Genomic DNA, 6,709 nt, shown 5'->3' with positions numbered 1-6,709 from the left:
GGCCCGGTCGCGACCGGGCCCCTCGAAGCATCTCCGACCGGGCTCGCCCCCGGATCCTGTCGTCCGGATCACCCCGGCCTCGCGGGGTCTGGCACGCGCAGCACCAGACCCCGTTCGGGTAGGTCGAGGGGCGCCCAGCCGGGCTGCGCCAGCCGACACCCCCTAGAAGAACACCCCGCACCGCAGCAGCACGTTCGCGTACGGCCGGGCCTCCCCGGTGCGGACGACCAGCCGCGCGCCCGCCGACAGCTCCTTCAACCGCTCGTGCGGGACCAGCGACAGCCCGGGGAAGCGGTCCGCCAGCAGCCGGGCCGCCGCCGGATTCGCGTCCCGCACCTCGGTCGCCGCCGTCGCGCCCTCCACGACCAGCTCGTCCAGCAGACCCTCCAGCACCTGCGCGAAGGACGGCACCCCGGCCCGGAAGGCCAGGTCGACCACGTCCGGGCCGTCGGGTATCGGCATCCCGGCGTCGCACACCAGCACCCCGTGACCGTGGCCGAGGCCGGCCAGCGCCCCGGCCAGCGGGCGGTTGAGAATGCCCGCCCTCTTCACAGCTCCGCGACCTCCGCCGCGGTCGGATACGACTCCTGCGCGCCGGCACGGGTGACGGCCACCGCGCCGACGCGGGCCGCGTACGCCGCCGCCTCCGCGAGCGGCTCCCCGGTCCCCAGCCGCCACGCCAGCGCCGCGGTGAACGCGTCACCCGCACCCGTGGTGTCCACGGCCTCCACCTTCACCGACGGCACCCGGGCGACCCCGTCGGACGACGCCACCAGCGCGCCCGCCGCGCCCAGCGTCACCACCACCGACCGGGGCCCCTTGGCGAGCAGCAGCCGCGCCCAGTCCTCGGGCTCCTCGCTCACCCTCGCGTCGCCGAGCAGCACCTTCGCCTCGTGCTCGTTGACGATCAGCGGGTCACAGGCGGCCAGCACCTCCGTGGGGAGCGGGCGCGGCGGCGAGGGGTTGAGGACGAAACGGCTGTCCGGGGGAAGGTTCCGGACGACCTCCACCACCGTCTCCAGCGGGATCTCCAGCTGCGCCGAGACCACCCGGGAGGCGTGGAAGAGGCTCACCGCCGCCCGGATGTCGTCGGGGGTCAGCCGCCCGTTGGCGCCCGGCGAGACCACGATGCTGTTGTCACCGGACGGGTCGACGGTGATCAGCGCGACACCGGTCGGCGCGCCGCCGACCAGCACGCCCACCGTGTCGACCCCGGCGGCCCGCTGCGCGTCCAGCAGCAGCCGGCCGTGGGCGTCGTCGCCGACCCGGGCCAGCAGCGCCGTACGCGCGCCGAGCCGGGCCGCCGCGACGGCCTGGTTGCCGCCCTTGCCGCCCGGGTGGACCGCCAGGTCGGAACCGAGCACCGTCTCTCCGGGGCCCGGCCGGCGCTCCACGCCGATCACCAGATCGGCGTTGGCCGACCCCACGACCAGCAGGTCGTAGTCGTTCATCACATCTCTCCCCTGGTAGCGGATCGGGGCGGGCGGTCGTCGTCACCGTACGACGCCCGCCCGCCCCTTGCCGTGACTCGCCCGCAGAAGCGGGCCACGTCGTCCCGGCCGTGGTGTCCCGGCCGCGGCCGGCTCAGCCGCCGAATCCGGCCACGTTCTCCTTGGTGACCACCTTGACCGGCACCTTCACCAGCTCCGCGGTCCGCTCGCCGTCGGCCGCCCGCAGCGCGTTGTCCACCGCGATCCGGCCCAGCTCCTTCGGCTGCTGCGCGACGGAGGCGTACAGCGTCCCCGCCTCGACCGCCTTCAGACCGTCCGGCGTGCCGTCGAAGCCGACGACCTGGACGGACTTCCCGGCCTTCGCGCCGAGCGCCTTGATCGCGCCGAGCGCCATCTCGTCGTTCTCGGCGAACACCCCGTCGATGTCGGGGTGCGCCTGGAGCAGGTTCGTCATCACGTCGAGGCCCTTGGTGCGGTCGAAGTCCGCGGGCTGCTCGGCGACGACCCTGATGCCCGGGAACTCCTTCAGCCCGGCCGCGAAGCCCGCGCCCCGCTCCCGGCTGGCGGACGTGCCCGCCTGGCCCTGGAGGATGACGATGGTGCCCTTGCCGCCCAGCTTCTCGGCGAGCGCTCGCGCACCGAGCCTGCCGCCCTCGACGTTGTCGGAGGCGACCAGTGCCGCCGTGTCGGCCTTGTTGACGCCCCGGTCGACGCCCACCACGGGAATGTCCGCCTCGCCGGCGGCCCGGACCGAGGGGCCCGCCGCGTCGGAGTCCACCGGGTTGACGATGATCGAGCCGACACCCTCGCTGGTGAAGTTCTGCAACTGGTTGGCCTGCTGGGAGGCGTCGTTCTGGGCGTCCGTGACGGTCAGGTCGACACCGAGCTGCTCCGCCCGCTCCTGCGCGCCCTCCCGGATCTGCACGAAGAACGGGTTGTTGAGCGTGGAGAGGGACAGCCCGATCTTCTCCGGCTTCGCCGCCGACGAGCCGCCGTGCAGCAGCGACGTCGCACCGACGACCGCCGCCGCGACCACGGCCGCGAGGACGTACGTCAGCGCCTGCCGGCCCTTGTCGCCGCCGCCACCCGCGGTCACCGGGGTCGCCCCCGCCTTGCGCCGCACCGTGTCCAGCAGCACCGCCAGCGCGATCACGACACCGATGACGACCTGCTGCCAGAACGCGGAGACCGACAGCAGGTTCAGCCCGTTGCGCAGCACCGCCAGGATCAGCGCGCCGATCAGCGTCCCGGACGCCTTGCCGGTGCCGCCCGCCAGCGAGGCGCCGCCGATGACGACCGCCGCGATGGCGTCCAGCTCGTAACCCTGCGCGGCCTGCGGCTGCGCCGAGGAGAGCCGGGAGGCCAGCACGATGCCGGCCGCCGCCGCGAACAGCCCGGACAGCGCGTAGATCGCCAGCTTCTGCTTCTTCACCCGCAGTCCGGAGAGGCGCGCCGCCTCCTCGTTGCCGCCGATCGCGTACATGGAACGCCCGATGTACGTCCGTCCCAGCACGAACGCCGTCAGCAGCCCCATCACCACCATGACCAGCACCGGCACCGGCAGCCAGCCGCCCAGCGTGTCACCGAGGTGCGAGACGGACTCCGGGAAGGCGATCGGGGAGCCCTGCGAGATCACCAGGGACAGGCCGCGGGCCACCGACAGCATGGCCAGGGTCGCGATGAACGGCGGGAGTTTGCCGTACGAGATCAGGAAGCCGTTCACCAGGCCGCAGCCGATGCCCGTGGCGACGGCGAGCAGCACCGCCAGGGGCACCGGCACACCCTCGCTGGTCGCGCTCCAGGCGAGGACCGTCGCGGACAGCGCCGCCACCGAGCCGACCGACAGATCGATGCCCGCCGAGACGATGACGAAGGTGACACCGAACGCGAGGATCGCCGTGACGGCCGCCTGGACACCGATGTTGAGCAGGTTGTCCGTGGTCAGGAAGTCCCCGGACAGCGCGGACAGCGCGACGACGAGGACGATCAGCGCGGTCAGCGCGCCGTTGTCGAGCAGCACGCGGCGCAGCCCGGCCGGGCCGCCCGAGGTGCTCTTGAGCGTGTCAGTGGCCACGGGAGGCCTCCGTTTCCGTGTTGCTGGGGGTGCTGACGGCGAGCGCCATGACGGCGTCCTGCGTGGCCCGCTCGGCGGGGAGTTCACCGGCGATCCGGCCCTGCGCCATGACCAGGACGCGGTCGCTCATCCCGAGGACCTCCGGCAGATCGCTGGAGATCATCAGGACGGCGGCGCCCGCTGCCGTCAGCTCGTTGATCAGCTGATAGATCTCGACCTTCGCGCCGACGTCGATGCCGCGCGTCGGCTCGTCGAGGATGAGCACCTTGGTGTCGGCGAGCAGCCACTTGCCGATGACGACCTTCTGCTGGTTGCCGCCGGACAGCGTGCGCACACGCTGGCCGAGACCCGCCATCCGCACGCCCAGCTGCCGCGCGATCCGCGCGGCGGCCTCCTGCTGCCCCTTGAGGTCGACGAGCCCCGCGCGGGTCGCCTTCCGCAGGGTCACCAGCCCCAGGTTCTCCTCGACGGAGGCGTCCAGCACCAGGCCCTGCCCCTTGCGGTCCTCGGGGACGAGCCCGATCCCGGCGGCCATGGCGGCATTCACGTCGTGCCGCCTGAGCGCGGTGCCCGAGACCTTCACCGCGCCCTTGTCGTACGGGTCCGCGCCGAACACGGCCCGCACGACCTCCGTCCGCCCGGCGCCCACGAGCCCCGCGATGCCGACGACCTCACCCGCCCGCACCTCGAAGCCGACGTCGTGGAAGACACCGTCCCTGGTGAGGCCTTCCACCGACAGCAGCACAGGCCCGGTCTCCGCCCGCTCCCGCGGGTACTGCTGCTCGATCGACCGCCCCACCATCAGGCGTACGAGTTCGTCCTCGGGCGTGGACGCCGGAACCTGCCCGACACTGCGCCCGTCCCGGATGACGGTCACCCGGTCCCCGAGAGCGGCGATCTCCTCCAGGTGATGCGTGATGAAGACGACGCCGACACCGTCCGCGCGCAGCGAGCGCACGATGGCGAACAGTTTCTCGACCTCTTCGCTGGTCAGCACAGCGGTCGGCTCATCCATGATCAGCACGCGCGCGTCCAGACTGAGGGCCTTGGCGATCTCGACCATCTGGAGCCGGGCGATGCCCAGTTCACGCACGCGCGCGCGTGGCGACACGTTCACCCCGACCCGCTCCAGCAGGACGGCGGCCTCGGCCTCCATCCGCTTCCGGTCGATCATCCCCAGGCGGCGCGGCTGACGCCCCAGGAAGATGTTCTCGGCGACGGTGAGATCGGGAACGAGGTTGAACTCCTGGTAGATGGTGGCGATCCCGAGCCGCTCGGCGTCCTGCGCCCCGTGGATGCGCACCTCCTCGCCGCCGGCCAGGATGCGCCCGGCGTCGGGCCGGTGGGCACCGGAGAGCATCTTGATGAGGGTGCTCTTGCCCGCCCCGTTCTCGCCGAGCAGCACGTGCACCTCGCCCCGGCGCAGGTCGAAGTCGACGCCGTCCAGCGCGACCACGCCCGGAAAGACCTTCCGGATCCCCTCGATACGCAGCAACTCCTGCGGGTCGTCGCTCACGGCCGGCTCCTCTTCTCAGCGGGGGACTCGCCGCACGAGCGGCGTACGACGAGCCGGGCGGGGAGGGTGACGGACTGCGGGGGCCGTCCCTCGATGCGGTCCACCAGCGCGCGCACGGCGGCCCGCCCCAGCTCGCCCGTGGGCTGGGCGATGGCGGTGATGGGCGGATCGGTGTGCACGAACCACGGGATGTCGTCGAAGGCGGCGAGCCCGATGTCCTCGGGCACCCGCAGCCCACGCGCGCGGACGGCGTCCAGCGCGCCGAGCGCCATCAGGTTGTCGGCCGCGAAGACGACCTCGGGCGGCTCGGGCAGGTCGAGGAACCCCTCGGTGACCCGCCGCCCGCTCTCCGCCTGGAAGTCGCCCTGCCCGATGTACTCGCCGGGCAACGGCAGCCCGTACTCGGCCAGTGCCTCGCGGAACGCGTCCACACGCTCGCTGCCGGTCGTGGTGGCCGCCGGCCCCGCGATGATGGCGAGCCTCCGGTGCCCCAGCCCGTGCAGGTGCGCGACGAGATCCCGCACGGCGGCGCGACCGTCGGCCCGTACGACGGGCACGTCGACACCGGGGATCCACCGGTCGACGAACACCATGGGCGTACCGGCCCGCGCGGCGTCCAGCATCAACGGCGACCCACCGTCGGTGGGAGACACCAGCAGCCCGTCGATCCGCCGGTCGAGCAACGTCCGCACGTGATGGTCCTGGAGGTCCGGCCGCTCGTCGGCGTTGCCGATGATGACGCTGTACCCGAGCGCGCGCGCCTCTTCCTCCACGGATCGCGCCAGCTCGGTGAAGTAGGGATTCAGCACGTCGCTGATGACCAGTCCGAGGGTGCGGGTCTGGTCGGTGCGCAGCGACCGGGCGACGGCGTTCGGCCGGTACCCCAGCGCGTCGACGGCGGCCAGCACGCGCGCGCGTGCCTCGGCGCTGACGGACGGGTGCTCGTTCAGCACCCGNNAGCACCCGCGACACCGTGGCGACGGAGACGCCGGCCTCGGCGGCGACGTCCTTGATGCTCGCCATCGCCTGTCCACCTCCTCGTGGAAAGCTCATGGAATCGATTACATCGACCTGTGCGGACGATTGGAATCGATTACACGGGCATTGTTCAAGCCCTCGACGAGATGCCGAGACAGGATCGTGATGTACGGCGCTCACATGAGCGGAGCCCGGGTCGCGGGCCGGGCGCACCGGGACCAGGCTGGAAGCAGGGAGTCGTCAAGGTCCGTCCTTCCGCCCGTACGGACCGGAAGCGGAGGAGCGCCATGACGTCCGCGACTCGGAACGACGTCCCCGTCGCACTGGCGGGCGACGGACTGGAACTGCGCGTGAAGCCCATCGGGGGCGGCATGTCCATCGGCTACCTCACCCTGCCCCAGGGCACGGACATGGGCCCGGCCCTCAAGGGCATGCCCGACGACGCCTGCCAGTGCCCACACTGGGGCTACGTCCTGAAGGGCCGTATCCGCATGCGCACGGCCGGGGGCGAGGAGACCTACGAGGCGGGCCAGGCGTACTACTGGTCACCGGGCCACGTCCCCGTGGTCGAGGAGGACTGCGAACTGGTGGAGTTCTCGCCCACGGAGGAGTTCGAGAAGGTCATCGACCACGTGGTGTCGCAGACGGGCGGCTGAACCCCGGGCGGTTTCGGACCGTCCCCCCGCCCCG

5 protein-coding genes and 1 pseudogene are annotated in these 6,709 nt (G+C 72.5%); 1 reads left to right on the top strand and 5 read right to left on the bottom strand.

The genetic code is table 11. The features are described from left to right. Positions 1-162: 162 nt before the first annotated feature. The 5 genes and pseudogenes from rbsD to CCN42_RS26635 all read right to left on the bottom strand — a co-directional run bounded on the left by rbsD (position 163) and on the right by CCN42_RS26635 (position 6,064). Positions 163-552 (bottom strand): D-ribose pyranase, encoded by a 390-nt coding sequence (rbsD, locus tag CCN42_RS26655; protein ID WP_086739411.1) that lies wholly within the window; start codon positions 550-552, stop codon positions 163-165. Next, positions 549-1,451, bottom strand: coding sequence for a ribokinase (locus tag CCN42_RS26650; RefSeq protein ID WP_086739409.1), 903 nt, complete (start codon positions 1,449-1,451; stop codon positions 549-551). Before CCN42_RS26650 ends, rbsD begins: the two co-directional genes overlap by 4 nt. A gap of 133 nt (positions 1,452-1,584) precedes the next feature. Beyond that, positions 1,585-3,525: an ABC transporter permease/substrate-binding protein gene (locus CCN42_RS26645; protein WP_086739407.1), complete on the bottom strand. Its 1,941-nt coding sequence runs from the start codon at positions 3,523-3,525 to the stop codon at positions 1,585-1,587. Beyond that, positions 3,515-5,041, bottom strand: a complete 1,527-nt coding sequence (locus CCN42_RS26640) for a sugar ABC transporter ATP-binding protein (RefSeq protein ID WP_086739405.1) — start codon at positions 5,039-5,041, stop codon at positions 3,515-3,517. Before CCN42_RS26640 ends, CCN42_RS26645 begins: the two co-directional genes overlap by 11 nt. After that, positions 5,038-6,064, bottom strand: a pseudogene (locus CCN42_RS26635) (LacI family DNA-binding transcriptional regulator). The gene CCN42_RS26640 and the pseudogene CCN42_RS26635 overlap by 4 nt, the downstream one beginning before the upstream one ends. A gap of 242 nt (positions 6,065-6,306) precedes the next feature. On the opposite strand from CCN42_RS26635, the gene CCN42_RS26630 reads away from it, so the two are divergent. Then, positions 6,307-6,675, top strand: coding sequence for a cupin domain-containing protein (locus CCN42_RS26630; RefSeq protein WP_086739403.1), 369 nt, complete (start codon positions 6,307-6,309; stop codon positions 6,673-6,675). Positions 6,676-6,709: the final 34 nt, after the last annotated feature.

The organism is Streptomyces glaucescens (genome assembly GCF_002154375.1).
GTDB lineage: Bacteria > Actinomycetota > Actinomycetes > Streptomycetales > Streptomycetaceae > Streptomyces > Streptomyces glaucescens.
Note: the sequence above shows the minus strand (reverse complement) of the source record. Positions and strands in the feature narration are given on the sequence as shown.

What these genes read in the sequence shown, in the direction of transcription:
- CCN42_RS26650 (WP_086739409.1), bottom strand. Translation starts at nt 1,451, where the DNA reads ATGAACGACTACGACCTGCTGGTCGTGGGGTCGGCCAACGCCGATCTG.
- CCN42_RS26630 (WP_086739403.1), top strand. Translation starts at nt 6,307, where the DNA reads ATGACGTCCGCGACTCGGAACGACGTCCCCGTCGCACTGGCGGGCGAC.